The organism is Streptomyces sp. NPDC046887 (genome assembly GCF_040644755.1).
In the GTDB taxonomy this organism is placed as follows: Bacteria; Actinomycetota; Actinomycetes; order Streptomycetales; family Streptomycetaceae; genus Streptomyces; species Streptomyces lichenis.
The window spans coordinates 20,693-46,096 of record NZ_JBEYXH010000040.1 but is presented as its reverse complement, the minus strand read 5'-3'; the positions used below and the strand labels follow the sequence as shown (position 1 = coordinate 46,096).

Below are 25,404 nucleotides of genomic sequence, written 5' to 3'. Positions count from 1 at the left end.
ACCGGGCCGGACCGGGCCGGACCGGCTTCCGGCGTACGGTGCCGGGCGCCGTCCCCGCCCCCGCGGCCGATAGATTGGCTCCGTGTCTGCCTGGTTCTCCCGCCTGCCCCGCTCCCGCGCGCTCGCCCTGTGCGCCCTGCCCGTCGCGGCGCTGCTCGCCGTCGCCGGGACGGCGCCGCTGCCCTACACGGTGGCGCAGCCCGGTTCGACCAGCGATGTGCTCGGGGAGCACCAGGGTGAGCCGGTGATCACCGTCTCCGGCACCCCGGTGCGCCGCACCGACGGCAAGCTGCTGATGACCACCATCCTGGCCACCGGGCCCGACGCGGACGTGGACCTCGGGGACGTGGTGGACGGCTGGTTCCGCACCGACCGGGCCGTGCTGCCGAAGGCCTCGGTCTACCCGCCCGGGCAGACGGTGAAGGAGATCGAGAAGCGCAACCTCGGTCAGATGGCCCAGTCCCAGAACAGCGCCGTCACCGCCGCCCTCGGCTATCTGAAGGACTCCGCCCAGCCGCCGAAGGACCTTGGGCAAATCAAAGTCGACCTCCGGCTCGCCGACGTCGGCGGCCCGAGCGCCGGGCTGTTCTTCGCCCTCGGCATCGTGGACAAGATCCGCGGCGACGGCTCGGGCGGCGACCTCACCGGCGGCCGCACCATCGCCGGCACCGGGACGGTCGACGACAACGGCGAGGTCGGCCCGGTCGGCGGGGTCTCGCTCAAGACCCAGGCCGCCCACCGCGACGGCGCCACCGTCTTCCTCGTCCCCCAGGCCGAGTGCGGCGAGGCCGAGGCCGAACTGCCCGCCGGGATGCGGCTCATCCCGGTCGACTCGGTCGCGCACGCGGTGAACTCGCTGACGGACCTGGCCCACGGCAAGGCGGTTCCGAGCTGCTGACGGCCTTCGCCGCCCCGTCGGCATCCGCCCCGTCGGCCGCTCCGAGCCGCGGTCGGTCACCGTTGGACGTCCTGCGAGAGCGCCTGCTTAGCTGAGGACGCGGCAGTAGCGGATCACAGTGACCGCAGTGAGCGAGAGAGAGGTGTCCGGTGGAGACTCCCCGCCTGGAGGAGGTGCGCCTGACTTCGTTCAAGAGCTTCACCGGCCAGTGTCTGCCGCTCCACGATCTCACCGTACTCATCGGACGCAACGGCAGCGGCAAGTCCAACGCTCTGGACGGGCTCATGGTGCTGTCCCGGTTGGCCATGGGCGAGCCGGTCCGGGACGTGCTGGACGGGCCGCGCAGCGGCGGCGAGGAGCCGATCCGGGGTGGGGTCGAAGGCTGCGCCCCGCTCGGGCGTGACAGCTTCGCGCTGGGCTGCCGGGTGCGATCGGGCCAGGCGGTCTTCGACCTCGACGTGGAGATCGCGGTGCGCCCGGAGGTGCGCATTCTGCGTGAGGAGCTGACGGCCGTGGAAGGCGTGCCCTACGGTCGTCGGCGGCTGGCGGCCGGTCGTTCCCTGCTCAGCAGCGACGCCGCGGACCCGCGCCGCAGCGACCTCAAGGTGCGCTACTTCAACGGACGGAGCGGTCTCGATCCGGGGGTCCCCTTCGCGGCCGACCGCCTGCTGACGAGCCAGGTACCCGTACGGCTGCCTGCCACCACCGAGGCGACCAAACTGGTGCACCGCTCCGCGCAGGACGTCCTCGCGGTGCTGCGGGAGGTCTTTCTGCTGGACCCCGTCCCGCATCTGATGCGGCAGTACGTCAACGCCCGCGACGCCGAACTCAGGCGCAGCGCCGACAACCTGAGCGCGGCGGTGGACGCCCTGGGCCAGGACGACCCCGCCGCGTTCGACCGGCTCATGGACCTGGTGGCCGGGATGCCCGAGTACCCCGTACGGGGCATCAGCAGCGTCGACACGAAGCTGGGCGATGTGCAGCTGGTGCTGCGCGAGGCGGGCTACCACGGCACGGAACACGATGTCCCGGCCCGGCTGCTCAGCGACGGAATGCTGCGCTTCCTGGCCTTCGGCACCGCCCTGCTGAGTGCACCCGTCTCCGACAGCGGGCAGCAGGGACCGATGGAGGCCCAGCGGCACCTGGTGATCGAGGAGATCGAGAACGGCCTCTACCCCACCCAGGCCGCGCGGGTGCTGCGCCTGATGAAGGAGGAGTCGGAGCGGCGCAGCATCGACGTGCTGTTCACCACCCACAGTCCCGCCCTGCTCAACTCCCTGGAAGCCCAGGACCATTCGGGTGTCGTGGTGTGCAGCCGGGACGAGGAGTCGGGAGAGAGCGTCCTGACCCGTCTGACGGACCTTCCCGGATACGTGGACCTGCTCGCGGCCGGTGATCTGGGAGACGCGGTGACCAAGGGGCGGCTGCCGGACGCCGTCCGGCAGCGGGACACCAGCACCACCAGTGTCGAAGACTTCCTGAGGAGCCTGTGAGCCGGTGAGCAGACAGCGTCCGTCCGGGCTCCGGCTCCCGGTCGTCGACTTCCTGGACACCTCGGTGCTTGTCGAGATCCTGGATGTGCCCCATATGAACGGCCACCGCGCAGAGGTCCTGAAGGAGATGGACGCGCGGCTGAAGGCCAAGGTGCGCTTCGTGCTGCCGACCGCGACGGTGATCGAGACCGGCAACCATGTGTTCCAGATCAAGGACGGGGCGAGCCGGCGCTCCCGCGCCGCGGAGTTCATGAGCATGCTGCGCAAGACCGCCCTCCGCGAGGCACCCTGGGTGCTGCACGAGCGCACCTGGGACGGCGCCTTCCTCACCCGCCTCTGCGACGGCGGTGTGACGAACATGGACATGGCCGAGCACGCCGTGCGGCAGCAGCTCGGCGCCGGCGACCTGAGCATCGTCGCGGAACGGGACCTGTACGCGTCCCGGGCCCAGGCCCGCGTACGCATCTGGACGCTGGAGGCGACCATGGGAACCTGGGCCGAGCTTTCGTCCTGAGCACACGCCGCCGGGCCGCCACCCAGCCACCGCTTACTCGCTCGACGCCTGCTCCACCAGCGGGATGATCCGCAGCGGCACCGCGTTCTCCATCACGATCGCCGTGGACGCCCGGACGATCCCGGCGAAGCCCACCACCTTGTCGATCACCCGCTGGAGGTCCGCGTTGGAGCGGGCGACCAGTCGGCAGAGCATGTCGCCGGTGCCGGTGGTGGTGTGCAGCTCCAGCACCTCCGGGACGCCGGCCAAGTGCTCCCGGATGTCCGCGCCCTGGCCCTGCTTGATCTCCAGCGTGGCGAAGGCGGTCACCGGATAGCCGAGCGCCGCCGGGTCCACGTCCGGGCCGAATCCGCGTATCACCCCCTGCGACTGGAGCCGGTCCAGTCGCGCCTGCACCGTGCCGCGCGCCACGCCCAGGCGCCGGGAGGCCTCCAGGACGCCGATGCGCGGTTCACGGGCCAGCAGCACGATGAGCCGGCCGTCCAGATGATCGATCGCCATGTCCGTCTCCCGGTGGTCATCGTGTACGGAAAGTGCGCCCATGGTGCCCTGCGGCTGTACACATTGACCAGTGAATGCGCGAACTATTGCGCACCTTGTGGAACGGCGAGAACCTGCCGACATGACAGAGACCCTTTCCTCCACGCCCTCCACCGCACGGCAGGCCGACCCGTTCCCGGTGAAGGGGATGGACGCGGTCGTCTTCGCCGTCGGCAACGCCAAGCAGGCCGCCCACTACTACTCGACGGCCTTCGGTATGAAGCTCGTCGCCTACTCCGGCCCGGAGAACGGCAGCCGCGAGACCGCCAGCTACGTGCTGACCAACGGCGCGGCCCGGTTCGTCTTCACCTCCGTCATCAAGGCCTCCACCGACCGGGGCCGCTTCCTCGCCGAGCATGTCGCCGCGCACGGCGACGGGGTGGTGGACCTCGCCATCGAGGTCCCCGACGCCCGCAAGGCGTACGCCTACGCCGTCGAGCAGGGCGCCACCGGGATCACCGAGCCGCACGAGGTCGAGGACGAGCACGGCACCGTCGTCCTCGCCGCCATCGCCACCTACGGCAAGACCCGGCACACCCTGGTCGAGCGCACCGGCTACGACGGCCCCTACCTGCCGGGCTTCGTCGCGGCCGACCCGATCGTGGAGCCGCCGGCCAAGCGCACCTTCCAGGCCATCGACCACTGCGTGGGCAACGTCGAGCTCGGCCGGATGAACGAGTGGGTCGGCTTCTACAACAAGGTCATGGGCTTCACCAACATGAAGGAGTTCGTGGGCGACGACATCGCCACCGAGTACTCCGCGCTCATGTCCAAGGTCGTCGCGGACGGCACCCTCAAGGTGAAGTTCCCGATCAACGAGCCGGCGATCGCGAAGAAGAAGTCGCAGATCGACGAGTACCTGGAGTTCTACGGCGAGGCCGGCGTCCAGCACATCGCGCTGGCCACCAACGACATCGTCGCCACGGTGCGCAGCATGCGGGCGGCGGGTGTGAAGTTCCTGGACACCCCCGACTCGTACTACGACACCCTCGGCGAGTGGGCCGGCGAGACCCGCGTCCCGGTGGAGACCCTGCGCGAGCTGAAGATCCTGGTCGACCGCGACGAGGACGGCTATCTGCTGCAGATCTTCACCAAGCCGGTCCAGGACCGTCCGACCGTCTTCTTCGAGATGATCGAGCGCCACGGCTCCATGGGCTTCGGCAAGGGCAACTTCAAGGCCCTGTTCGAGGCCATCGAGCGCGAGCAGGAGAAGCGCGGCAACCTCTGAGCCCCCCAGGGGATCCACCGTCCGGCGGGTGCGCCCAATGACGTGCGCACCCGCCGGACGGCTGTACGAGGCGGGGAACCGGCGGGGTGGCCGCGGCCGTACGGGGGGCGCGGCCACCCCTCCGCCGTGCCGGCGGGAGAGGGCCGGAACACGGCGCCAGCGGCGGCAGCGACGGTACGGGGGCGGGGCCGCCGTACGAGCAGGCCGCGCCTCCCGTGCAACTCCGCCCCGGCACCCCCGACCCGGCCCCTACTCGCCAGCCGCCTTCCCGCCCCCCGCCGTCTTCGCGGCTAGGGGGCTTTTCGCCGCACGCTTCGGCACGCTCGGGCTCTGCGCCACCCCCGAGCCGTACACGTCCCTCGGGCCGCCCTCGGCCGGTTCGCCCAGCTCCTCCAGGGCATGCCGGGCCGCCGGGGCGCCCAGCGGCGAGAAGGAGGGGTTGATCCGCAGCGCCTCGGCCAGATGGCGGCGGGCCGCGCCCGACAGGCCGAGCGCCTGCTCGATCATGCCCCGGTGGTACACCGGCAGCGCGTTGCGCGGGCCCTGCTCATGGGCCCGCCGGGCGTACGGCAGGGCGTCCCGCGCCCGGTCCGCCCGCAGCAGCGCCCAGCCCAGCGCGTCGGCGACCTGCGGCGAGCGGTGGCGCCGCACCCACCAGCGTTCCATCAGCGCCTCCACCGCCTCCTCCGCCTCCCCGTGGTCGGCCTGCCAGCGGGCCAGGACCAGCGCCCCGTCCACCCCGTGGGCGGCCCGCTCCGCCACCTTCGCCCGCAGCAGCCCCCCGTACTCCCGGGCCGCCTCCTGATCACCCAGCGCCTCCGCCGCCTCGGCCGCCGCCAGGGCGTATCCGGGCAGCGGGCGGGCCTGGAGCGCCGCCGCGTAGCCGCGCAGGGCCTCCTCGCCCCGGCCGAGCGCGGCCAACGCCCGGGCCCGCCCCGCCAGTGCGGCGGCCCGCCCGGGCGCCTCCGCCTTCGGGGCGGTCCGCAGCGCCTCCTCGTACGCCCCCAGCGCGTCCGCCGGTTCGCCGCGCTCGAAGGCCAGCTCACCCACCCGGGTCAGCGCGGCCGACCGCTCCAGCGGGGAGGCGGTCAGCGCCACCGCGTCGAACGCCGCCGCCGAGGCGTCCTCCCGCCAGGCCCGCTGCCAGTACGCCTCCGCGGCCCGCCCCAGCCCGGCCGCCGCGTGCGGGGCCAGCTCCCGCAGCCGCTCCACCGCCTTGGCGGCCGAGGCGCTGTCGCCGAGCCCGGTGTAGGCGTCCGCCAGCACCGCCTGCGCCCGCCAGCCCTCCGGCGCCGCCTTCGCCGCCGCCTCGCCCCAGCGCCGGGCCGCCGCCCAGTCCCCGCGCGCCGCCGCCAGCGCGCCCAGCCCCGTCTGCCCGGCCGCGTTCCCCCGCCCCGCCGGCCGCAGCGCCAGCGAACGTCCCAGCGCCGCCTCCGCCTTGGCGTAGGCGGCGGAGTCACCGGTCTCCAGATACGCGGTGCCCAGCTCCGCCCAGACCGCCTCGTCCTTCGGATGGGCCCGCAGCCAGCGCTCCCGGTCGGCGACCAGCGCGGCCAGTTGCGACCCGGGCACCCGCGCCCCGGCCCGTAGCAGCGCCTCCGCCCGTACCACCGCCGTCGCGCCGGCGACCCCGGACGCCGGAGGACGGTCCGTCCCCTCCAGGGTGGCGAGGAGGCCTCCCGGCCCCGGCCACGGTACGAAGATCAGCGCGGCGACCAGCGCCACCGCGCCCGCCCCGGAGCCCAGCACGACCCGACACACCCGTTCCGGCTTCATCCCGCCACTGTGCGGGCCGCCCTCCGTGTGCTCCGGGCCGCCCGACCGGCCCCGCCCACGGGTTCACACCGATGGCCCCGGAGTGCCAGGCTGGAGGCGTGGACGAGCTCCTGAACCGGCTGCGCGCCGGTCTCCCGGCCGATGCCCTGATCACCGACCCGGACGTCACCGTCTCCTACGCCCATGACGCGGCGAGCTTCTGCGAGGCGGGCACCCCGGCCGTGGTCGCCCTGCCGCGCACGGTGGAGGAGGTCCAGCACATCATGCGGACCGCGACCGCCCTGCGCGTCCCGGTCGTCCCCCAGGGCGCCCGCACCGGGCTGTCCGGCGGCGCCAACGCCTCCGAGGGGTGTGTGGTGCTCTCCCTCACCCGGATGGACCGCATCCTGGAGATCAACCCGGTGGACCGGGTCGCCGTGGTCGAGCCCGGAGTGATCAACGCCGTGCTGTCCCGGGCCGTCGCCGAACAGGGCCTGTACTACCCGCCGGACCCCTCCAGCTGGGAGATGTGCACCATCGGCGGCAACATCGGCACCGCGTCCGGTGGGCTGTGCTGCGTGAAGTACGGGGTCACCGCGGAGTACGTGCTCGGCCTGGACGTCGTCCTGGCCGACGGCCGGCTGCTCACCACCGGCCGCCGCACCGCCAAGGGCGTCGCCGGCTACGACCTCACCCGGCTGTTCGTCGGCTCCGAGGGCACCCTGGGCATCGTCGTCCGCGCGATCCTCGCCCTGCGCCCCAAGCCGCCCCAACAGCTGGTCCTGGCCGCCGAGTTCCCCTCCGCCGCGGCCGCCTGCGACGCGGTCTGCGCCATCATGGAGCGCGGCCACACCCCGTCCCTGCTGGAGCTGATGGACCGCACCACCCTCCACGCGGTCAACCGGCTCGGCAACATGGGCCTGCCCGAGTCCACCGAGGCGCTCCTCCTGGCCGCCTTCGACACCCCCGACCCGACCGCGGACCTCGCCGCCGTCGGCGAGCTGTGCACCGCCGCCGGCGCCACCCAGGTCGTCCCCGCCGAGGACGCCGCCGAGTCCGAACTCCTCCTCCAGGCCCGCCGGATGTCCCTCACCGCCCTGGAGGCGGTCAAGTCCGCGACGATGATCGACGACGTCTGCGTACCCCGCTCCCGACTCGCCGCCATGCTGGACGGCACCGCCGCCATCGCCGCCAAGTACGAGCTGACCATCGGCGTCTGCGTCCACGCGGGCGACGGCAACACCCACCCGGTCGTCTGCTTCGACCACCAGGACCCCGACGAGTCCCGCCGGGCCCGCGAGTCCTTCGACGCGATCATGGCCCTCGGCCTGGAACTGGGCGGCACCATCACCGGCGAACACGGTGTCGGGGTGCTGAAGAAGGAGTGGCTGGCCCGCGAGCTGGGCCCGGTCGGCGTGGAGCTCCAGCGCTCCATCCGTACCGCCTTCGACCCCCTCGGCATCCTCAACCCCGGCAAGCTCTTCTGAGCGGTGGTCAGGTGAAGAGGAGCTGGACCAGCAGATACATGTTCAGCGCGGAGAGCGCCGTGCAGATCACGATCCCCGTCCAGGTGGTGACCCGGCGGTTGACCAGCTTGCCCATCAAGGTCCGGCGGCTGGTGAAGTAGACCAGCGGGGCGAGCGCGAAGGGGATGCCGAAGGAGAGCACCACCTGGGAGGCGATCAGCGCGTCGTCCGGGGAGATACCGAGCCCCAGCACCACCAGCGCGGGCAGCATGGTCAGCCCCCGGCGCAGCAGCAGCGGCAGCCGGCGGCGGATGAAGCCGTCCATGACCACCTGGCCGGCGTAGGTCCCCACGCCCGAGGAGGAAAGGCCGGAGGCGAGCAGCGCCACCGCGAAGGCCAGCGCCGCCATGCCGCCCACCAGCCGGCCCAGACTGTCGTGCGCGGCCGCCAGCGTGCCGTCGAATCCCTGCCCCGCGTTGTGGAAGAGGACCGCGGCCACACAGAGCATCGCCAGGTTGATCATCCCGGCCAGCCCCAGGCCCCCGACGCAGTCGGTGCGCAGCGCGCTCAGCGCGGCCCGGGTCGCGCGCTCCCCGACCGGCCGGGCGCGCCGGGCGGTGACGGCCGAGTGCAGGTAGATGACGTGCGGCATCACGGTGGCGCCGATGATGCCGACGGCCAGCGTGAGCGACTCGGTCCCGGCGAGCCGCGGGATCAACCCGTCGGCCGCCTGGGCGCCGTCCGGCCCGCCGACCGCCACCAACTGGTAGAGGAAGCCGAATCCGATGACCGCCAGGAGGAAGGTGGTGGCCAGCTCGAAGGGCCGGTAGCCGCGGCTCTGCAACGCGAGCAGGGCGAAGCTGATGACGGCGGTGGCCAGCCCGGCCGGGAACAGCGGCACCCCGAACAGCAGGTTCAGCGCGATCGCGGCGCCGACGAACTCCGCCAGGTCGGTCGCCATGACCACCAGCTCGGCCTGGACCCACAGCACGGCGGCCACCGGCCGCGGCAGCCGGCGTCCGCACAGCGTGGGCAGGTCCTGCCCGGTCGCCAGACCGGTCTTCGCGGACAGGTACTGGATGAACATGGCGACCACGTTGGCCAGCACCAGCACCCAGACGAGCAGATAGCCGAAGTGGGCTCCCGCCTGGAAGTTGGTGGCGAAGTTGCCCGGGTCGACATAGGCGACCGCGGCGACGAACGCCGGCCCGTAGAAGGCACGGCGCACCCGGCGCACCTCGATCCGGGCCGGGGCGACCTCGACGGCCGGCTTCGGCGGGGCGGATGTGCTCATGCGGGGTTCCCTTCGGGTCCTGGGGAGGGGGAGGGAGCGGGGGAGGGGGAGGGAAACCGGTGGCGGGGACGGACCCGCGTCGGTGGGCGGGACGGGGCCCGCGGGGGCCTCGCGCCTGGCGGGCGGCCCCGGTGGGCGGGGCGGGGCCCCGGTGGGCGGGACGGGCCCCGGTGGGCGGGACGGGCCCCGGTGGGCGGGACGGGACCCCGGTGGGCGGGGCGGTCGGCCGCCGCCCCGCCCGGGCCGGGGCGGCCGCCGCCCACCGGTGTCGGGGCGTCAGCCCGCGTCCTCCTCGGGCTCCGGGTCCACGGGCGGGGTGCCGTAGCTGAAGTAGGTCTCCTGCGGCAGATTGGTCCCGCCGATGGCCGTCCCGGTGTCGATCTGGTCCATCGTCCAGGTACGGGTCTCGAAGTCCGGCTCCATGATCAGCATGCCCGGGTCGCCGAAGAGCTCGATCCGGTTGCCGCCGGGCTCGAAGACGTACAGGAACGAACTCTGGGTGATCCCATGGCGGTCCGGGCCCGCCTCGATGGTGATGTCGTAGTCCCGGAACATCTCCGCCGCGTCCACCGTGTGCTGCTGCACCCCGTAGTAGAAGGCGACATGGTGCAGCCGGCCGCGGGCGCCTCGGGCGTCGCGCATCACGGCCACGTCATGGCTGAGCTGGCTGCTGCTCATCCACACCCCGGCCTCGACATCGCCGTCCACCACCCGTTCGTTGGTCCGCAGCCGCAGATGCCGCTCGAAGGAGTTCCGCACCGGGGTGACATCGCTGGCCAGCAGGTTGAGGTGGTCGATGCGCTTGATGGGCAGGCCCTGCAGCGGCTTCTTCGACGGACGGCTGAGGATCTTGCTCCGCAGCTCGTCCGGGGCCCGGTACTTCTCCGCCTCCCACAGCAGGCTGAGCCGGTGGCCGTCCGGGGTGGTGAAGTCGTACGTCTTGCCGTAGCCGTACTCGTCCTCCGACCAGGCGCCCTCGCCGTTGCCGTCCTGGAGCGAACGCACCCGCCGCTCCAGGGCCTCCGGGGAGGTGGTGCGCAGCGCCGCGTGGTCCATCCGGGCCACCGGACCCTCGGTGATCTTCAGGCTCCACTGGTACGGGTCCTCGTAGCCGCGGAGATAGACCGACTGGCCCTCCCGCCGGGTCTCGTACATGCCGAGCAGGTCCTTGAAGAACCACAGGGTGCCGTCGGGGTCGGGGGTGTGCAGTTCGACCCGCGCCAGATGCGCGATCTCGTGCCGGTAGTGCTCCTCGCTCATGTCCCTGCTCGTGTCCCTGCTCATGTCCCTGCTCATGTCCCTGCTCATGTCACTGCCTTTCCGCGCCGGTGGACGCGGCCGGGCCGGCCGCGCTCCGCGCGCTCGCTTGGGGGCCGGAGGGGGCGGGGGCGGCGTCCGCCCCGCGTCGGGCGGCCGCGCGTTCCGCCGTGGTCACGTCGCCGGCCGCCCAGTGCACCGGCTCGACCTCGCGGATGACGACCCGGATGTTGTCGACCGGGGCGCCCACGGCGCGGTGCGCCGCCAGGGTGAGTTCATGGATGAGGGCCCGGACCTGCTCGGGTGAGCGGCCGGTGCCGAGCGTCACGTCGATGAAGGGCATGGTCAGCCTCCCGCGATGGAGAGGGCGCCGAGGGTGGAGAAGGACGCGCGGACGGCGGCGCCCGGCCGTACCGGCACCGCGTCGGTCATCCCGCCGGTCAGCACGATCTGACCGGGCTCCAGGGCGAGTCCGCGCGCTCCGAGGGCGTTCGCCGCCAGGGCCAGTGCCTCGGCCGGGTGGCCCTGGACGGCGGCGCCGGTGGCCGAGTCGACCGGCTCGCCGTCCACCTCCAGCAGCACCGCCTCATGGGCCAGGTCCAGCGCCTCCGGGGAGCGGCCGACCGGCCCCAGGACGAACAGCGCCGAGGAGCTGTTGTCGGCGACCGCGTCGGCGAGGGTGAAGGAGAAGTCCTGGAAGCGGCTGTCGATGATCTCGACCCCCGCGTGCACCCGCTCCACGGCGGCCAGCGCGGTCGCCGCCGTGACGCCGGGACCGGCCAGTCGCTCGCCCATCACGAAGACGATCTCCGGCTCGGCCCGAGGGTGGATCAGCCGCTCGCGCGGCAGCGGCTCCCCGGCGGGCAGCACCATGGCGTCCGTCAGCCAGGCCAGCGACGGCGAGTCGATGCCCATGCGGATCTGCTTGGCGCGCGAGGTGAGGCCCAGCTTGACGCCGATGAGCCGCTCGCCGCGGGCCAGCCGCTGCTGAAGCGCCTCGTACTGCACGGTGTACGCGCCCGGCAGATCGAGGGTGGGCCACTGCGCGGTGATCGGCCCGCGGGCGGTGACGGAGCGTTCCGCCTCCAGCAGCACCGCGGCGGCACGCCGGGTGTCACCGGGCAGGACTTCCAATGTCTCGGCCATGGGAGGCCGCCTCCTAGGGGGGGATGTCTCGGCAGGGGTGGAGTTCGATGGAGTACGGGGGGTGGGCCGGGTCCGCGTCAGCGGGAGCGGGTGACGGTCGCGGCGCCCAGTCCGGCCAGCGAGACCGTCACGGTGGAGCCCGGGAGCAGGTCGACGGCGGTACCGAAGCCGGACACCAGCACGCTGCTGCCCGCGGTGAGGGGCGGCTGCTCGCCGGTCCGCGCGTTCGCCGCCCAGACCAGGGCCTCCAGCGGGGAGCCGAGCGCCATACCGGTGGCGCCGGTCGCGGCGACCTCCCCGTCGCGGTACAGCACATAGCCGGCCAGCCGCAGATCGACGCCGTCCGGCCGGACCGGGGCGGTGCCGAGGGCCACACGGTGGCAGCCGGCGTTGTCGGCGGCCAGGTCGAGGGCGGTGGCGGGACCGTCCTCGATCCGGGAGTCGGTGACTTCCAGGGCCGGCAGCACGAACTCCACCGCCCGTAGCGCGTCCACCGAGGTCACCCCGGGCCCGGACAGCGGTGCGCCGAGCACCAGAAGCACCGCCGGCTCGACGCGCGGCCGGATCGACTCGCCGGAGGGCAGGGGGAGGTGACCGGGGTGGAACATCTCCTCGGTCAACCGGCCGAGCACCGGTTCCGCGGCCCCCTCCAGGGCCCGCCGCGCGGGTACGGAGGTCAGGCCCACCTTGACACCGCGGACGCGGGCCCCCTCGGCGGTGCCCAGCCGCAGCACCTCGTCCTGGACCCGGTAGGCGTCCGCGAGCGTGGCCACCGCGCCGTCGCGGCTGGGTGAGGGGATCGGTTTGCCGGTGCGGCGGGCGTGGTGCAGCCGCGCGGCCGTCTCGCGCGGCGCGTCGGCGTCAGGGGCTGGGGTCATGGCGGCTTCGGGCCTCTCGGTCTGCCACGCCGGGACGACGTGGAGGTGGGTACGGGCGGTGGGACGGGACCCCGCGGCGGGCACGGTGAATCGGCAGCGGGGCGCCGGTGCCGGTGTCGGGGGGTGATGCGGGCTCAGGTGGCGTACGGGCCGGGGCCGGGTGGCCGGGGCGGTGCGGGCTCAGGTCCCGTACGGACAGTGGCCAGGACCTCCTGGAGTTACGCGGAAGGCCGGGCCCGCCAGGGCCCCCCGCGCCGCCGGCTGGTCGTACGGGCGGTCAGCGGATGCGCAGCACCACGGCGCGGGGCTCGGTGAAGAACTCGCGGGAGAACCGGCCGCCCTCCCGGCCGACCCCGCTCATCCCCTCGCCCCCGAAGGGCATGCGCAGATCGCGTTCGAAGAAGCAGTTGACCCACACGGTGCCGGCCTTCCAGCGGGCCGCCATCCGGTGGGCGCGGTCCAGGTCCCGGGTGAACAGGATGCCCGCCAGGCCGTACCGGGTGGTGTTCGCCAGCCGCAGCGCCTCCTCCTCGGTGTCGAACGGGATGACCGTCTCCACCGGGCCGAAGATCTCCTCCTGCGCGGTCCGCGAGTCGTTGCCGAGCCCGGTGATCACGGTCGGCCGGTAGTAGTGGCCCCGGCCCAGCTCGCCGTCGGTCAGCGGGGAGCCGCCGGTCACCACCGTGCCGCCCTCCCGCTGCGCCAACTCGACATAGCCGTGCACCTTCTCCAGATGCCGGCGCTCGATGAGCGGGCCCATGGCGGTGTCCTCCCGGCGCGGATCGCCGACGACCAGCTTTCGGGCCTCGGCGGTGAACCGCTCCAGGAACTCCGGCAGGATCGAGCGCTGCACCAGCAACCGGGACCCGGCGAAGCACACCTGGCCGCTGCCGCCGAAGATGGCCTTCAGGGACTCCGGGACGGCCACGTCGAGATCCGCGTCGGCGAAGACGATATTGGCCGACTTGCCGCCCATCTCGGCGGAGACCGGCGTCAGTTGGGCCGCCGCGGCCGCCATCACGGCCGCCCCGGTGGCGCTCGACCCGGTGAAGGTGATCCGGTCCACCCGCGGGTCCCCGGTCAGCGGTCCGGCGACCTCGTCGCCGCCGAAGCCGTGGACGACGTTGAGGACCCCCTCCGGCAGCCCCGCCTCCAGGGCCAGCTCCCCGAAGCGGGCCGCGGTCAGCGGGGTCTGCGGCGCCGGCTTGAGCACCACGGTGTTGCCAAAGGCCAGCGCGGGCGCCACCTTCCAGGTGGCCAGCATCAGCGGCGCGTTCCAGGGGCTGATCGCGGAGACCACCCCGGCCGGGGCGTGCAGCGAGTAGCCGAGCACCGGCCCGTTGGGGTAGGCGTCCTCGGTGGCCAGCGCCGCGTAGTCGGCGAAGAACCGGAGGTTCTGGGCGACCCGCGGCATCTCGCCGTGCAGCGCCTGGCGGAGCAGCTTCCCGCTGTCATGGGACTCCAGCAGGGCCAGTTCCTCCCGGTGCGCGTCCACCGCGTCGGCCACCGCGTGCAGCACCGCCCGCCGTTCGGTGGGCGTCATCCTGGGCCAGGGGCCCTCGTCGAAGGCCGTACGGGCCGCCGCGAGCGCCCGCTCGGCGTCCCGGGCGCCGCCCCGGGCGACGGTGCCCAGCAGCGCGTCGTCGTGCGGGTCGCGGGTCTCGAAGACGCGTCCGTCCACGGAGGCGACGGAGCGCCCGCCGATCAGATGGTGCACCGTCCGCTTTTCGCTGGCCGCGGCGCCGATGGACATGCGATTACCCCCTGGAAGCAGCATCTCTGCGGTGGTCGTGGTCATTCCCGTAACGGCGGGCCCGGCGTCGCGAATCGTCCGCGGAACAACAGGATCCGGAAATTCGACCGGCGTGCCTCATCCTCCGGTCCGCTTTTCGGCAGCGTCAAGGGGAGCCGGTGTCGTTGACCGACTTTTGGCGTTTGTATCGGGTGGCGGAATCTGTTGACCCATGGCGAGGCGGCTGGCTAGCGTCGTTTTCGCAGCACGGACGAGACAGGCACGGCAGGAAGCAGGAAGCAGGAAGCAGGAAGCAGGAAGCAGGAAGCGGGAACGGGAAGGGGAACGGCGGGGCTCGGCGGGGTGGGAAACCGGCTGAGGGGTGATGCGGCGAGCCGGCCGGATCCCCGCTCCCGCCCGCCGCGTGTCCGGGGGATCCCGGTTCTCGGCGCGGCTTCCCCGCGTTCCGCGTACCGCGTACCGCGTTCGTTCCGCGTTCCGCGCATTCCCTTGTGCTCCACGCGATCCATGCGCTCCACGCGTTCTATGCGCTCCATGTATTTCCTGCACTCCACGCATTTCCTGCGTTCTGTTTGCTCCATGCTTTCCGGCGGTCCGTGAGGGCCGCGGGGGTCATGGATCCCGGTATTTCTTTTCGGCGGTCGGGCGGCTCAACGGGGCGCCGGTCATTCCGCCGGCGGTTCACCACAGGTCAGAGGGGGACGTGTCAACCATGGGCTCAAGACAGCTGAGCCGGAATGTCGCCATAGGCGTGATCGGGGGAGGGGCGGCGGCCGTCTGTCTGCTCGACGCGCTCGCCGAGGCCAGACTGGAGCCCGGCGAGGTCACCGTCTTCGAACCCTCGCCCCACCTGTGGCGCGGCCGGCCCTACCAGCCGGACCTGGACACCGTGCGGGTGAACATCCCGCCCGAGGGGATGTCCGTGCGCTTCGGCGACCAGGCCCACTTCCCGCGCTGGCTGGCCGCCCGGGACACCGTTCTCGGCATGGCCGAACCGGACTTCGTCGACCCGATCAACGGGCTGCGCTTCGTCCCGCGCGCCACCTACGGCGCGTATCTGGAGGTGTCCGCCCACGACGCCGTGAGCCGGCTGCGTGCGGCGGGCTGGCGGGTGGAGATCGTCACCGCCCAGGTCACCGGCGCCCTGCCCGCCCTGGACGGGCGGGTGAGCCTGCTGTACGGCGACGGCAGGCACCTCACCGTCGACCACACCGTGCTGTGCGTGGGCCGGGGCCGGCCGGGCGACCCGTACCGGCTGTCGGGGCTGGACGGCTATCTGGCCGACCCCTACCCGCTGTCCGGCACGCTCCGGGAGTTCGGCGCGGACGCCGACGTGGGGGTCGTCGGCGCCGGACTGACCGGGGTGGACGTCGCCCTGTCGCTGCTGGCCCGCGGACACCGCGGCCGGGTCCTGCTGGCCTCCCGCAGCGGAGTGCTGCCGCGAGTGCGCCAGACGGCACGGCCGCACACCCTGCGGCACTTCACCGCCGAGCGGTTCCGCGAGGCGGCCCAGCGCGGCGGGACGGTGACGCTGCGGCAGGTGATCGACCTGATGCGGGCCGAGTTCGCGGAGGCGGGCGAGGACTTCACCGCGGTCGCCCGGGAGATCACCGCGGCGCCCGGCGCGGAGGACCCGGTCCACCGGCTGCGCCGCCATCTGTCCGAGGTCGACGACCCCGACCGCGGGCTGCGCATCCTCCAGCAGTCGGTCCCGGCGACCGGGCCGGACGTCTGGCCCCTGCTGCCGGAGGCCGATCGGCAACTGCTGCTGCGCGACCACTACCGCTCGATGATGAGCCTGTGCTGCCCCATGCCGGCGACCACCGCGACCGCGCTGCTCGGCATGATCGACAGCGGTCAGCTGCGGATCGTCTCCGATGTGCGGGCCATCGAGCCGGCGCCCGGCGGCGGGTTCGCCCTGCGGACCGGCGACGGGGCGGCGCCGCTGCGCGCCGACCGGATGGTCAACGCGGTGAGCCCGGCCCCCGGCGGGCTGCCGGCCCGCGCCCAGGCGCTGGTCGCCTCGCTGGTCGCGGGCGGGCTGGCGGAGCCCCATCCGCGCGGCGGCCTCCGCACCGAGCGGGCCACCAGCCGGCTCCAGACCGGCGGCACCACCCATCCCGGCCTCTACGCGCTCGGCGACCTGGCCGCGGGCAGCCTGTTCTTCACCTTCGGGCTGCCCTCCATCGTTGACCGCGCCTACGACATCGTCCAGGCGATCCGCGCCGGTGGCGGCCCCCCGCTGCCCACCGCCGAGAACGCCCTGCTCAACGTCTGACCCCGACCGTCCCCAGAACCGCCACCCGGCGGCGTACCGCCTCACCCACCCACCCATCCACCCCACCGACCCACCCACCGCCCGGACCGCCACCGGACCCACTGCCCGGATCCGGCCGTATCCGGACCCACTGCCCTGGATCCGGCCACCCGGACCCACTGCCCGGACCCACCGCCCGGAGGAGACATGACCACCGCGCCGACCGCGCCAGCGAGCCTCGACGCCCACCGACCCAACGACGTCCGCCCGATGACCGGCGAGGAGTACCTGGACTCGCTGCGGGACGGCCGGGAGATCTACATCCACGGCGAGCGCGTCCGGGACGTCACCACCCACCCCGCCTTCCGCAACAGCGCGCGCTCCCTCGCCCGCCTCTACGACGCCCTGCACGCCCCGGAGGCCGAGGGCGTGCTGCGGGTGCCGACCGACACCGGCAACGGCGGCTTCACCCATCCGTTCTTCAAGACGCCGCACTCCGCCGAGGACCTGATCACCAGCCGGGACGCCATCGTGCGGTGGCAGCGGCTGGTCTACGGCTGGATGGGCCGCACCCCGGACTACAAGGCGTCCTTCCTCGGCACCCTGGGCGCCAACGCCGACTTCTACGGGCCCTTCCGGGACAACGCGCTGGCCTGGTACAAGCGCGCCCAGGAGCGGGTGCTGTACTTCAACCACGCGATCGTGCACCCGCCGATCGACCGGGACAAGCCGGCCGACGCGACCGCCGACGTGTGCGTGCACGTCGAGGAGGAGACCGACGCCGGGCTGGTCGTCTCCGGTGCCAAGGTGGTCGCCACCGGCTCCGCGCTCACCAACGCCAACTTCGTCGCCCACTACGGACTGCCGCTGAAGGACAAGCGGTTCGGCGTGGTCTTCAGCGTCCCGATGGACACCCCGGGCCTGAAGCTGCTGTGCCGCACCTCCTACGAGCTGACCGCCCAGGTCATGGGCAGCCCGTTCGACTACCCGCTGTCCAGCCGGCTGGACGAGAACGACGCCGTCATGGTGATGGACCGGGTGCTCATCCCCTGGGAGAACGTCTTCATGTACGACGCGGAGGCGGCCAACTCCTTCGCCAACGGCTCGGGCTTCGTCGACCGCTTCACCTTCCACGGCTGCGCCCGGCTCGCGGTGAAGCTGGACTTCATCGCCGGCTGCGCCATGAAGGCGGTCGAGATGACCGGCACCGCCGGCTTCCGCGGGGTGCAGGCCCAGATCGGGGAGATCCTGAACTGGCGCGACCTGTTCTGGGGGCTGTCCGAGGCGATGGCCAAGGACCCGGTGCCGTGGACCGGCGGCGCGGTCCAGCCCAACGTGCGCTACGGCATGGCGTACCGGACCTTCATGGGCGTCGGCTACCCGCGCATCCGGGAGATCCTCCAGCAGACCCTGGGCAGCGGCCTGATCTACCTCAACTCGCACGCCGCCGACTGGAAGAACCCCGAGATCCGCCCCTACCTCGACCAGTATCTCCGCGGCTCCGGCGGCATCCCGGCGATCGACCGGGTCAAGCTGCTGAAGCTGCTGTGGGACGCGGTGGGCACCGAGTTCGGCGGCCGCCACGAGCTGTACGAGCGCAACTACGGTGGCGACCACGAGGCGGTCCGCTTCCAGACCCTGCACGCCTACCAGCAGTCCGGTCAGGCGGCCGCGCTGACCGACTTCGTGGACGAGTGCCTGGACGAGTACGACCTGGACGGCTGGCGGCGCGGCGACATGTTCGATCCGGGCGAGCTCAGCTTCGTCCAGGGCCGTTGAACGGGGTGCGGGGCGTGCCGGGCCCAGCCCCCGCCGACACGGCCCCGGTCGCCGACACGGCCCCGGTCACCGAGGCGGGCCCGGTCACCGAGGCGGCCCCGGCCCCCGGCGCGGCCGAGGACACCGCCCTGCTGGCCGCCACCCCGGAGCGGCTGCGCGGCGCCCTGGGCCACTTCGCCAGCGGGGTCACGGTGGTGACCACCACCACCGAGGGCCCGGCCGGCGTCCAGGCGCACGGCATGACCGCCAACGCCTTCACCTCGGTGTCGCTGGAGCCCCCGCTGGTCCTGGTCTCCATCTCCAACGGGGCGCGCACCCACCGCCGTATCGACGCCTCGGGCCGCTACGGAGTCTCCATCCTGGGCGCCGAACAGCAGTCCGTCGCCCGGCACTTCGCCGGCGGCCCGCAGTCCGCGGAGCCGGTCGGCTTCGACTGGCGCGACGGTCTCCCGCTCATCCCCGGCGCGCTGGTGCACCTGGCCTGCCGGGTGCACCAGGCCCACCGGGCGGGCGACCACACCCTGTTCGTCGGCGAGGTCGAGGGCCTGTGGCTCGGCCGGGGGGCACCCCTGGTCCACTTCCGCCGCGACCTGAGCGCCCTGCCCACCCCGCCGACCGCCCCACTCGCCGCCCCATCCGCCGCCCCGCCGACCGCCCCACCCACCAGCCCATCCGCCGCCCCACCCACCACCCCGGGCCGCGGATCCGTACCCGACCGCGCCCCCAGCACGGAACGAGCAGAGAGGCCCGCCCATGTCCGCTGAGCCCGGCGCCGCGCCCTGGGACCGGCTGTTCGCCCGCCATGTGGCGAGCGACACCGGCGACCAGATCACGGCCATCCTCGACCAGTCCGGCGCCACCGACGCCATCGCGCTGTCCGGCGGCTTCCCGCACCCCGACACCTTCCCGGCCCGCGCGCTCGCCGAGAGCCAGGCCCGGGTCCTGGCCCAGCCGGCCGCCCTGCAGTACGGCCCCACCCGGGGACTTCCCGGGCTGCGCGACTGGTTCACCGACTGGCTGGGCCGCGCCGAGGGACGGGCGCCCACCGAGGACGAGCTGCTGATCACCAGCGGCGGTATGGAGGGACTCGGCCTCGTCACCCGCAGCCTGCTCGACCCGGGCGACCGGGTGGTGGTCGAGGGGCCCACCTTCTTCGGCGCCCTGGTCGGCTTCCAGCGCCAGCTGGCCCGGGTGGAGACGGTGCCGGTGGACCAGGACGGCCTGGACACCGACGCCCTGGCGGAGCTGCTGCGCCGGGGCTCCGAGCCGCCGCCCAAGCTGCTCTACGTCATCCCGGACTACCAGAACCCGAGCGGTCTGAGCCTGTCACCCGAGCGCCGGCACGCCCTGGTGGAGCTGGCCCGCCGCTACGGCATCCTCATCGTGGAGGACGTCGCCTACCGGGAGCTCGGCTTCGACGGCGAACGCCACCCCAGCCTGTGGGCGCTGGCCCCCGACGTGGTGGCCCAGGTCGGCACCTTCGCCAAGACCTTCACCCCCGGCATCCGGCTGGGCTGGGTCGCCGCCCCGGCGCGCCTGGTCGCCCAGCTCGCCCGGGCCAAGCAGAACACCGACCAGTGCACCGGCGCCCTCGGGCAGCTGCTGCTGGAGGAGTACGGCCGCTCCGGCGGCTTCGACCGCGGGATCGCCGCCTCCCGGGACTTCTACCGGCGGCGGCGGGATCTGATGACCGCCGCCCTCGACGCCCATCTGCCCGCCGGGGTCGACCGCACCCACCCGCACGGCGGCTTCTTCAGCTGGCTCACCCTGCCCGGTCAGGTGGACACCATGGCCCTCCAGCAGCGGGCGCTGGCCGCCAAGGTCAGCTATGTGCCCGGCCGCGCCTTCTACGCCGGTGAGCACGGCGGCAACTGCCTGCGGCTCGCGTTCAGCCGGGTCCCGGAGGAGCGGATCACCGAGGGCGTACGCAATCTGGCCGGCGTCATCGCCGAGGCCATCGCCCCGGCCGCGACCCGCTGACCCCGCCCCGTACGCCACACCCCCGTACATCACCCCGTACGCCAGCCGAAGGACAACCCGTATGCCCTCCGTGTACAACGAACTGGTCCGGCCGCCCCGGTCGGACGTGGACGCCCTGCGTGAGCTGCTGCTCCCCGAGTACAGCCCGAGCTGCCTGGCCGCGGACGCCGGCGACCGTATCGGCGCCATCGGCGGTCTGCGCACCGTGACCGCCACCCACCGGGTCATCGGCCCCGCCCTGACCGTCGACCTGTCCGAGGACAACCTCGTCGACATCCTGCCGGTGCTCGGCACCGCCGAGCCCGGCGACGTCGTGGTGCTGGCCTGCCACGGCATCACCGGCATGGCGATGTGGGGCGGGCTGATGGCGACCCTGTCCCAGCTGGCCGGGATCGCCGGCGCCGTGGTGGACGGGGCGGTACGCGACGTGGACGAGATGCGCGATCTGGGCTTCCCCGTCTGGTACCGCACCGCCATGCCCCGCCGCTGCCCGGCCGCCGGCCTGGAGGGCGCCGTCCGGGTCAACGTACCGGTGGAGATCGACGGGGTGACCGTGCGACCGGGCGACATCGTGGTCGCGGACGAGAACGGCGTGGCCGTGGTGCCGCCCGGCGCCGCCGGGGACGTGGTGGACTCCACCCGGCGGCTGCTCGACAAGGAGCGCACCATCCGGGAGCTGATGAACGCCGGGTCAACACTGCCGGAACTACTGGCGCGATTCGGGCATCTGTAATCGGCCGACGTGTCGGGTCGGGAGCCTGCAATGGCATGCTCGTGCCGAAGTGTCGTGCAAGAGTGGGCAGTCGGACCAGACTGACGATACGTCACGAGCATTCTCAGACAAGGAGAGTGGCAGCAATGGCAGCAGAGCTGACCGCGGACAGCGCCGGGTCGGTCAAGGGCTTCAAGGTCGCCGACCTCTCGCTGGCCGATTTCGGCCGCAGGGAGATCCGCCTCGCCGAGCACGAGATGCCCGGGCTGATGGCCCTGCGCGAGGAGTTCGGCGCGCAGCAGCCGCTGGCCGGCAAGCGCGTGGCGGGCTCGCTGCACATGACCGTACAGACCGCCGTCCTCATCGAGACCCTCGCGGCGCTCGGCGCCGACGTCCGCTGGGCGAGCTGCAACATCTTCTCGACCCAGGACCACGCGGCCGCGGCCGTGGTGGTGGGACCCGAGGGCACGGTGGACAACCCCCGGGGCAGCGCCGTACTCGCCTGGAAGGGCGAGACGCTGGACGAGTACTGGTGGTGCCTGGAGGAGATGCTGACCTGGCCGGACGGCTCCGGCCCCAACTCGATCGTGGACGACGGCGGCGACGCCACCCTGCTGGTGCACCTGGGAGCCGAGTACGAGGCGGCCGGCGCCGTGCCGCAGCCGCTCGACGACGACCCGGAGGAGCACCGGATCGTGCTGGACGTGCTCCGCCGCTCGCTGGCGGACAACCCGTCCAAGTACACCGAGATGGCGAAGTTCATCGCCGGTGTCACCGAGGAGACCACCAACGGCGTCAACCGCCTCTACCGGCTCGGCCGGGACGGCAAGCTGCTCTTCACCGGCATCAACGTCAACGACTCGGTGACCAAGAGCAAGTTCGACAACCGCTACGGCATCCGCCACTCCCTGGTCGACGGCATCAACCGGGCCACCGACGTCATGATCGCCGGCAAGCTCGCGGTGATCTGCGGCTACGGCGACGTCGGCAAGGGCGCGGTGGCGTCCCTGCGCGGCCAGGGCGCCCGGGTGGTGGTCACCGAGGCCGACCCGATCTGCGCGCTGCAGGCGGCCATGGACGGACTGAAGGTCGTCACCCTCGACCAGGTGGTCGACTCCGGCGACATCTTCATCACCACCACCGGCAACCGCGACATCATCATGGCCGAGCACATGGGCCGGATGAAGCACAACGCCATCATCGGCAACGTCGGCCACTTCGACAACGAGATCGACATGGCCGGACTGACCCGGGTGCCCGGCGTCAAGAGGGTCGAGATCAAGCCGCAGGTCCACGAGTGGACCTTCCCCGACGGGCACGCGATCATCGTGCTCAGCGAGGGCCGGCTGCTCAACCTGGGCAACGCCACCGGTCACCCGAGCTTCGTCATGTCCTGCTCGTTCGCCAACCAGACCCTGGCGCAGATCTCGCTGTTCGACCCGGCGCAGAACTACGGCACCGACGTCTACACGCTGCCCAAGCACCTGGACGAGAAGGTGGCGCGGCTGCACCTGCCGGCGCTGGACGCCACCCTCACCACCCTCACCAAGGTGCAGGCCGACTACATCGGCGTCGAGGTCGAGGGCCCCTTCAAGCCCGACCACTACCGCTACTGACCGGACCACCGCCCCGGTGGGCGCCCGCCGCCACCCCGGCGGCGGGCGCCCACCGGGGCCCGGCCCGACCACCGCAGGCGACCGCGTCCGACCGTACGCGGCCGTCCGACTGACGACAGATGGGGGAATCCTCGTGTTCGACCTCGCGCGCGCACGCGCCAACGGCGACCGCTACCTGCTGCTGCTCGGCTCCGACATCCTGCTGCGCGAACGCGGCATCGTCTCCGCGCTGCGCGGTTATCCCGGCCCGGTGGTCGGCATGAGCGAGACACCCGCCGCACTCAGCACCAACCGGTTCTTCGACCATGTGCTGCGCGCCGACTACTACGACGAGCGGCAGGCCCTGGAGGCCGTCCAAGCCTTCGAGCGGGAGACCGGGCTGCGGCCCGGCGCGGTGGTGCCCATCATCGAGATGACCGTGCATGTGTCCGTCGCCGTCGCCCGCCACTACGACCTGCCCCGGCTGTCCGACACCTGCCTGTCCCGGGTGCGCGACAAGCACACCATGAAGCAGGCGTTCGAGGCGGCCGGCGTGCCCTGCGCCCGCCACCGGCTCTTCGGCACCCTGGAGCAGCTCCGCTCCGCCGCGGCCGAACTGACCTTCCCGCTGATCCTCAAGCCGCGCGACTTCGCCGGCAACGTCGGCACCGTGCGGGTCGACGGCCCCGGGGAGCTGGACGAGGCCTACGCCTACTGCCGCGACTCCCTGCTGGAGATCGCCCCGCTGTACGGCTTCGAGGACGGCCGCTTCCAGGCCGAGGAGTTCGTCACCTCCACCCACGAGGTCTCCGTCGAGGTCGCCAACCACCGCGGCCGGCGCACCGTCGTCGCGGTCACCGACAAGTCCAAGGCCGGCGCGCCCTACTTCAGCGAGCGGGGCCAGCTGGTGCCGAGCGCCGACTCCGGCAACGAGCGGCTGCGCCAGGTGGCGCTGGACGCCTGCGCCGCGCTCGACATCGACCACGGCCTCGCCCATGTGGAGGTCCTGGTCGACGGCGACCGGCTGAGCGTGGTGGAGGTCGCGGCCCGGCCCGGCGGCGACGGCATCATGGACCTGATCGACCGGGTCTACGGCTTCAGCCCCTACGACCTGCACTTCGCCTCGTACACGGACACCCTGGACGAGCTGCCCGCCCTCACCGCCGAGCCCGTCGGCATGGGCGCCACCGCCTTCCTCAAGGCGCCCCCCGGCACCATCACCGAGGTCAAGCCGGTCCACGAGCTGACCCCCGAGGAGGTCGGCCTCTACCTCACGGCCGAGGTCGGCGACGTCTCCCGGCCGCTGACCTCCTACCTGGCCCGCGACGGGGTGCTGGAGTGCTTCGAACGCGGCCAGACCGACCAGCGGGCGTTCCGCGCCAAGGTGGACGAACTGGCGCGCCGGCGCACCGAGCAGGTGTTCACCGTGGCAGCGGAGTCGGACCCGGCATGATCCGCAGCACGTTCCGCACGGTCGCGGGCCTCGACCGCGACCTGCGGACCCTGTTCGTCAGCACCCTGATGTTCCGCGCCGGGACGATGGCCTTCCCCTTCCTCGGCGCCTATCTGCTGGGCCAGGACCGCTACGGCGCCGACCAGGTGGGCCTGGTGGTCGGTGCCTTCGGGCTGGGCGCGCTCCTCGCCGACGTGTGCGCGGGCGTGCTGCTGGGCCGGGTGCGGCCGGTCACCGTGATGCTCGGCGGCTGCGCCGGCTACGCCCTGGTGCTGGCCGTCGTCCCGGCGCTGTCCGGGGTGCCCGCGCTGATCGCCGCCACCCTGCTGTGGGGCATGGCCTTCGAGATCTACACACCCGCCTCCTACGCGCAGGTGGTGGCCGGCTCCACACCCGAGCAACGCAAGATCGCCTTCTCCTGCAACCGGCTGGCCATCAACCTCGGCATGGGCGTGGGGCCGGCCGTCGGCGGTCTGCTGTTCACCGTGGCGCCGCAGGCGCTGTTCTACGTCAACGCCGTGTGCGTCCTGGCCGCCGGCGCCGTACTGCTGCGGCGCTCCACCGGGGCGGCGGCCGCGACCCGGGGAGCCGGGCCGGGCCGACTGGTCTCGCCCACCGCGCGCGACGAGACCCGGTTCTGGACCCTGTTCACCCTGGCGCTGCCCATCCACGTCGCCTACGCGCTGCCGCCGATCCTGCTCAGCACCTATGTGATCGAGGGCATCGGCCTGCCGGCCTACTGGACCAGCGTCCTCTTCGTGGTCAACGCGGCGGCGATCGTGCTGTTCGAGGTCCCGCTGAACAAGGCGATGGCCGGGATGTCCCACTTGCGGTCACTGCTGATCGGCTACGTCCTGGCCGCGGCCGGCTTCGCCCTGACCGGGCTCACCTCCAGCGGGCCGCTGCTCGCGGTGATCACCCTGCTGTGGACCTTCGGGGAGATGATCGTCTTCCCGGCCCTGCTCAGCTACGTCACCCATCTGTCCGCCGCGTCGGTCACCCACCGCAACGTCAGCCTGTACTCGGCGGGCGTCAACGTCGGCTTCATGGCGGCCCCGCAGATCGGCGGTGTCCTGTCCGCCGGACGGGCCCCCGGCACCCCCTGGCTGGCCACCGGGGCGGCGGTGGCCGCGGCGAGCGCACTGATGCTCCTCGCCCGCCGAGGCCGCTCCACCTGGTGCCCCGACGAGGAGCAGCCCCGGGACCGGCCGCCGCAGGACACCCCGGCGGACCAGACGCCGCTGTCCGGCAAGGCCGCCGGGGCCGGGAAGACCTCCGGCTGACGGTGGCGCTCCGGCCCGGCCCCGAGGCGGCCCGGAGCGCACCGACCACCCCCACCGACCGCCCCGAGCCCCCCCCCGCGCCTGTCGCCAGGTCCCAGCCTTCCAGCAGGCCCCAGCCTCCCG

Annotated in this window: 21 protein-coding genes; 13 read left to right on the top strand and 8 right to left on the bottom strand. The window is 73.0% G+C overall.

Features of this window, described 5'->3' with window-relative positions; all coding sequences use genetic code 11:
* Positions 1-82 precede the first annotated feature (82 nt).
* From ABZ945_RS27960 to ABZ945_RS27950, 3 genes are all read left to right on the top strand, one after another.
* On the top strand, positions 83-898 hold the full coding sequence (locus tag ABZ945_RS27960) for a S16 family serine protease (protein WP_361274922.1): 816 nt from the start codon (positions 83-85) through the stop codon (positions 896-898).
* 149 nt (positions 899-1,047) lie between these two features.
* Positions 1,048-2,391 (top strand): ATP-binding protein, encoded by a 1,344-nt coding sequence (locus ABZ945_RS27955; RefSeq protein WP_361274920.1) that lies wholly within the window; start codon positions 1,048-1,050, stop codon positions 2,389-2,391.
* A gap of 4 nt (positions 2,392-2,395) precedes the next feature.
* Positions 2,396-2,905: a hypothetical protein gene (locus ABZ945_RS27950; RefSeq protein ID WP_361274918.1), complete on the top strand. Its 510-nt coding sequence runs from the start codon at positions 2,396-2,398 to the stop codon at positions 2,903-2,905.
* 33 nt (positions 2,906-2,938) lie between these two features.
* Here the strand turns inward: ABZ945_RS27950 and ABZ945_RS27945 are convergent, their stop codons facing one another.
* Entirely contained in the window at positions 2,939-3,406 is a 468-nt protein-coding gene (locus ABZ945_RS27945; protein WP_361274916.1) for an Lrp/AsnC family transcriptional regulator, read from the bottom strand.
* Positions 3,407-3,527: 121 nt separating this feature from the next.
* On the opposite strand from ABZ945_RS27945, the gene hppD reads away from it, so the two are divergent.
* Positions 3,528-4,673 carry a 4-hydroxyphenylpyruvate dioxygenase gene (gene hppD, locus ABZ945_RS27940; protein WP_361274913.1) on the top strand — a complete coding sequence of 382 codons (1,146 nt, stop codon included), beginning with the start codon at positions 3,528-3,530 and terminating at the stop codon, positions 4,671-4,673.
* A 249-nt stretch (positions 4,674-4,922) separates the two neighbouring features.
* Here the strand turns inward: hppD and ABZ945_RS27935 are convergent, their stop codons facing one another.
* Entirely contained in the window at positions 4,923-6,449 is a 1,527-nt protein-coding gene (locus tag ABZ945_RS27935; protein ID WP_361274911.1) for a hypothetical protein, read from the bottom strand.
* Positions 6,450-6,547: 98 nt separating this feature from the next.
* Here ABZ945_RS27935 and ABZ945_RS27930 point away from each other — a divergent pair, with 98 nt between their 5' ends.
* A complete protein-coding gene (locus tag ABZ945_RS27930; RefSeq protein ID WP_361274908.1) occupies positions 6,548-7,915 on the top strand; it encodes an FAD-linked oxidase C-terminal domain-containing protein in 1,368 nt (455 codons plus the stop codon).
* A gap of 7 nt (positions 7,916-7,922) precedes the next feature.
* Here the strand turns inward: ABZ945_RS27930 and ABZ945_RS27925 are convergent, their stop codons facing one another.
* The 6 genes from ABZ945_RS27925 to ABZ945_RS27900 form a co-directional block, all read right to left on the bottom strand.
* A complete protein-coding gene (locus ABZ945_RS27925) occupies positions 7,923-9,188 on the bottom strand; it encodes an Nramp family divalent metal transporter (protein WP_361274905.1) in 1,266 nt (421 codons plus the stop codon).
* 276 nt (positions 9,189-9,464) lie between these two features.
* The gene (locus tag ABZ945_RS27920; protein ID WP_361274903.1) at positions 9,465-10,472 is read right to left on the bottom strand and encodes a VOC family protein; all 1,008 of its coding nucleotides are present in this window, start codon (positions 10,470-10,472) and stop codon (positions 9,465-9,467) included.
* A 25-nt stretch (positions 10,473-10,497) separates the two neighbouring features.
* Positions 10,498-10,788: a tautomerase family protein gene (locus ABZ945_RS27915; protein WP_361274901.1), complete on the bottom strand. Its 291-nt coding sequence runs from the start codon at positions 10,786-10,788 to the stop codon at positions 10,498-10,500.
* A gap of 2 nt (positions 10,789-10,790) precedes the next feature.
* A complete protein-coding gene (locus ABZ945_RS27910; RefSeq protein ID WP_361274899.1) occupies positions 10,791-11,591 on the bottom strand; it encodes a fumarylacetoacetate hydrolase family protein in 801 nt (266 codons plus the stop codon).
* Positions 11,592-11,668: 77 nt separating this feature from the next.
* Positions 11,669-12,469: a 2-keto-4-pentenoate hydratase gene (locus ABZ945_RS27905; protein WP_361274897.1), complete on the bottom strand. Its 801-nt coding sequence runs from the start codon at positions 12,467-12,469 to the stop codon at positions 11,669-11,671.
* A gap of 277 nt (positions 12,470-12,746) precedes the next feature.
* Positions 12,747-14,222: an aldehyde dehydrogenase gene (locus ABZ945_RS27900; RefSeq protein ID WP_361274895.1), complete on the bottom strand. Its 1,476-nt coding sequence runs from the start codon at positions 14,220-14,222 to the stop codon at positions 12,747-12,749.
* 712 nt (positions 14,223-14,934) lie between these two features.
* Between ABZ945_RS27900 and ABZ945_RS27895 the strand changes: the two genes are divergently transcribed.
* The 8 genes from ABZ945_RS27895 to ABZ945_RS27860 all read left to right on the top strand — a co-directional run bounded on the left by ABZ945_RS27895 (position 14,935) and on the right by ABZ945_RS27860 (position 25,281).
* Positions 14,935-16,500 (top strand): FAD/NAD(P)-binding protein, encoded by a 1,566-nt coding sequence (locus ABZ945_RS27895; protein WP_361274893.1) that lies wholly within the window; start codon positions 14,935-14,937, stop codon positions 16,498-16,500.
* Between the two features lie 186 nt (positions 16,501-16,686).
* Entirely contained in the window at positions 16,687-18,258 is a 1,572-nt protein-coding gene (locus ABZ945_RS27890) for a 4-hydroxyphenylacetate 3-hydroxylase N-terminal domain-containing protein (RefSeq protein ID WP_361274890.1), read from the top strand.
* 14 nt (positions 18,259-18,272) lie between these two features.
* Complete coding sequence (locus tag ABZ945_RS27885; protein WP_361274888.1) at positions 18,273-19,022, top strand: flavin reductase family protein; 750 nt, start codon at positions 18,273-18,275, stop codon at positions 19,020-19,022.
* Entirely contained in the window at positions 19,012-20,238 is a 1,227-nt protein-coding gene (locus ABZ945_RS27880; RefSeq protein WP_361274885.1) for a PLP-dependent aminotransferase family protein, read from the top strand. Before ABZ945_RS27885 ends, ABZ945_RS27880 begins: the two co-directional genes overlap by 11 nt.
* Before the next feature lie 61 nt (positions 20,239-20,299).
* Positions 20,300-20,971 carry an RraA family protein gene (locus ABZ945_RS27875; protein ID WP_361274883.1) on the top strand — a complete coding sequence of 224 codons (672 nt, stop codon included), beginning with the start codon at positions 20,300-20,302 and terminating at the stop codon, positions 20,969-20,971.
* Positions 20,972-21,096: 125 nt separating this feature from the next.
* Positions 21,097-22,566, top strand: coding sequence for an adenosylhomocysteinase (gene ahcY, locus ABZ945_RS27870; protein ID WP_361274880.1), 1,470 nt, complete (start codon positions 21,097-21,099; stop codon positions 22,564-22,566).
* Positions 22,567-22,699: 133 nt separating this feature from the next.
* Positions 22,700-23,998: an ATP-grasp domain-containing protein gene (locus tag ABZ945_RS27865; protein ID WP_361274877.1), complete on the top strand. Its 1,299-nt coding sequence runs from the start codon at positions 22,700-22,702 to the stop codon at positions 23,996-23,998.
* The gene (locus ABZ945_RS27860) at positions 23,995-25,281 is read left to right on the top strand and encodes an MFS transporter (RefSeq protein WP_361274874.1); all 1,287 of its coding nucleotides are present in this window, start codon (positions 23,995-23,997) and stop codon (positions 25,279-25,281) included. Before ABZ945_RS27865 ends, ABZ945_RS27860 begins: the two co-directional genes overlap by 4 nt.
* Positions 25,282-25,404 lie beyond the last annotated feature (123 nt).

Excerpts from the sequence above, each read along its gene's own strand:
- ABZ945_RS27875 (WP_361274883.1), top strand. The coding sequence starts at position 20,300 with ATGCCCTCCGTGTACAACGAACTGGTCCGGCCGCCCCGGTCGGACGTG.
- ABZ945_RS27915 (WP_361274901.1), bottom strand. The coding sequence starts at position 10,788 with ATGCCCTTCATCGACGTGACGCTCGGCACCGGCCGCTCACCCGAGCAG.
- ABZ945_RS27935 (WP_361274911.1), bottom strand. The coding sequence starts at position 6,449 with ATGAAGCCGGAACGGGTGTGTCGGGTCGTGCTGGGCTCCGGGGCGGGC.
- ABZ945_RS27920 (WP_361274903.1), bottom strand. The coding sequence starts at position 10,472 with ATGAGCAGGGACACGAGCAGGGACATGAGCGAGGAGCACTACCGGCAC.
- ahcY (WP_361274880.1), top strand. The coding sequence starts at position 21,097 with ATGGCAGCAGAGCTGACCGCGGACAGCGCCGGGTCGGTCAAGGGCTTC.
- ABZ945_RS27925 (WP_361274905.1), bottom strand. The coding sequence starts at position 9,188 with ATGAGCACATCCGCCCCGCCGAAGCCGGCCGTCGAGGTCGCCCCGGCC.
- ABZ945_RS27860 (WP_361274874.1), top strand. The coding sequence starts at position 23,995 with ATGATCCGCAGCACGTTCCGCACGGTCGCGGGCCTCGACCGCGACCTG.
- ABZ945_RS27895 (WP_361274893.1), top strand. The coding sequence starts at position 14,935 with ATGGGCTCAAGACAGCTGAGCCGGAATGTCGCCATAGGCGTGATCGGG.
- ABZ945_RS27880 (WP_361274885.1), top strand. The coding sequence starts at position 19,012 with ATGTCCGCTGAGCCCGGCGCCGCGCCCTGGGACCGGCTGTTCGCCCGC.
- ABZ945_RS27945 (WP_361274916.1), bottom strand. The coding sequence starts at position 3,406 with ATGGCGATCGATCATCTGGACGGCCGGCTCATCGTGCTGCTGGCCCGT.
- ABZ945_RS27910 (WP_361274899.1), bottom strand. The coding sequence starts at position 11,591 with ATGGCCGAGACATTGGAAGTCCTGCCCGGTGACACCCGGCGTGCCGCC.
- ABZ945_RS27900 (WP_361274895.1), bottom strand. The coding sequence starts at position 14,222 with ATGTCCATCGGCGCCGCGGCCAGCGAAAAGCGGACGGTGCACCATCTG.
- ABZ945_RS27905 (WP_361274897.1), bottom strand. The coding sequence starts at position 12,469 with ATGACCCCAGCCCCTGACGCCGACGCGCCGCGCGAGACGGCCGCGCGG.
- hppD (WP_361274913.1), top strand. The coding sequence starts at position 3,528 with ATGACAGAGACCCTTTCCTCCACGCCCTCCACCGCACGGCAGGCCGAC.
- ABZ945_RS27890 (WP_361274890.1), top strand. The coding sequence starts at position 16,687 with ATGACCACCGCGCCGACCGCGCCAGCGAGCCTCGACGCCCACCGACCC.